A 2,160-nucleotide genomic window follows, 5' to 3' on the forward strand; every position below is an offset into this window, starting at 1 on the left:
TGGCCCGGGCCACGCAGGCCCGGACGAGGGCCGCGCCGGCGCCCCGACCCTGCGCGGCCGGGTCGACCGCGAGCATCCGGAACTCGGCCTCGCCCCCTGGCCGACGGTGTACTGGTAGGCGCCGCGGTGACTGCCGACGACCGTGCCGGTGAGCGCGTCGACCACGTCGCCGGGCGCCTCGCCGAGGCGCTGGGCGAGGAAGCCGCGGGTGTCGCCGTCGGCGATGAAGCAGATGTCGTGCGAGTCGGGCTTCTCGGCCACGGCGAGGCCGCGCCGGGCGGCCTCCGCCCGGACCTCGGCCTTGGTCGAGTCGCCGAGCGGGAAGATCGACCGGTCGAGCTGCTCGCGGGTCAGCACGGCCAGGACGTACGACTGGTCCTTGGCCAGGTCGACGCTGCGCCGCAGCAGGCCGTCGGCGCCCAGCCGGGCGTGGTGGCCGGTCACCACCGCGTCGAAGCCGAGGGCCACGGCCCGGTCCAGCACCGCGGCGAACTTGATCTTCTCGTTGCAGCGCAGGCACGGGTTCGGGGTACGCCCGGCCGCGTACTCGGCCACGAAGTCGTCCACCACGTCCTCGTGGAACCGGTCGGCCATGTCCCAGACGTAGAAGGGGATGCCGATCACGTCGGCGGCCCGGCGGGCGTCGCGGGAGTCCTCCAGGGTGCAGCAGCCCCGGGCGCCGGTGCGGTAGGTCTGCGGGTTACGCGCCAGCGCCAGGTGCACGCCGGTCACCTCGTGCCCGGCCTCCACCGCGCGCGCCGCCGCCACGGCGGAGTCCACCCCGCCCGACATCGCCGCCAGAACCCTCACCAGCTCGCTCCCCTCGTCCTCACCGAGGGTATCCGGGTCAACGGGGCGTACGGAGGGCGGCCGCGCGCCGGGCCCGCTCCACGGCCGCGGGCAGCGCGGCGATGAGGGCGTCCACGTCGGCTCGGGTGCTGGTGTGGCCGAGGGTGAACCGCAGCGAGGAACGCGCCCGGTCGTCGTCGGCGCCCATGGCCAGCAGCACGTGTGAGGGCTGGGCCACCCCGGCGGAGCAGGCCGAACCGGTCGAGCAGGCGATGCCCTGGGCGTCGAGGAGGAGCAGCAGGGCGTCGCCCTCGCAGCCGGGGAAGGAGAAGTGGGCGTTGCCGGGGAGGCGGTCGGTCGGATCGCCGTTGAAGACCACCTCGGGGACCGCCTGCCGAACCCGCTCGACCAGTTCGTCGCGGAGCGCGGCGACCCGGGCCGCGTACTCCTGCTGGCCCTTCACCGCGGCCTCGACGGCGACCGCGAAGGCCACGATGCCGGCCGTGTCGAGGGTGCCGGAGCGGACGTCCCGCTCCTGGCCACCCCCGTGCAGCAGCGGGGTGGCGGCCACGTCCCGGGCCAGCAGCAGCGCGCCGACCCCGGTGGGGCCGCCGAGCTTGTGGCCGGTGACGGTGAGCGCGGACACGCCGCTGGCGGCGAAGTCGACCGGCACCTGGCCGACGGCCTGGATCGCGTCGGTGTGGAACGGCACGCCGTGCTCGGCGGCAACCGCGGCCAGCTCGGCCACCGGTTGCACGGTGCCGACCTCGTTGTTGGCCCACATGGCGGTGACCACGGCCACCCGGTCGCCGTGCGTGGCGAGCTCGGCGCGGAGCCGCTCCGGGTCCAGCCGGCCGGTGGTCTCCACCGGCAGCCAGCCGACCTCGGCGCCCTCGTGCGCGGCGAGCCAGTCCACCGCGTCCAGCACCGCGTGGTGCTCGACGGCGCTGGAGACCACCCGGGTCCGCGCGGCGTCGGCCGCCCGGCGGGCCCAGAAGATGCCCTTCACCGCGAGGTTGTCGCTCTCCGTGCCGCCGCCGGTGAAGATGACCTCGGAGGGGCGGGCGCCGAGCACGGCTGCCACCCGCTCCCGGGACTCCTCCACCCGCCGCCGGGCGCGCCGGCCCGCCGCGTGCAGCGATGACGGGTTGCCCACCTCGCGGGCCGTGGCGACGTACGCCTCGAGTGCCTCGTCGAGCATCGGGGTCGTCGCCGCGTGATCCAGGTATGCCATCACCGTTCAGCCTAACGGCCGAGCCGGGTCCCGCCGGATGCCGGATCGCCCGTCCCGGTGCCCGTGGTGGCCCCGCTGTTCCCGATGGGTACGCTGAGCGGGACTGATCGGCGGGCCGGCTCAGCTCCCCGGCCCGC

The 2,160-nt window shown here is 75.8% G+C and carries 1 protein-coding gene and 2 pseudogenes; all 3 read right to left on the reverse strand.

Going from position 1 to position 2,160, the window contains the following annotated elements:
- Positions 1–94: pseudogene (locus tag ACWEVO_RS35425) on the reverse strand (GNAT family N-acetyltransferase); the annotation flags it as partial.
- A 2-nt stretch (positions 95–96) separates the two neighbouring features.
- A pseudogene (mnmA, locus tag ACWEVO_RS35430) lies at positions 97–810 on the reverse strand (tRNA 2-thiouridine(34) synthase MnmA); the annotation flags it as partial.
- 37 nt (positions 811–847) lie between these two features.
- Positions 848–2,023: a cysteine desulfurase family protein gene (locus tag ACWEVO_RS35435; protein ID WP_452311769.1), complete on the reverse strand. Its 1,176-nt coding sequence runs from the start codon at positions 2,021–2,023 to the stop codon at positions 848–850.
- Positions 2,024–2,160: the final 137 nt, after the last annotated feature.

Source organism: Micromonospora sp. NPDC003776 (genome assembly GCF_053605645.1).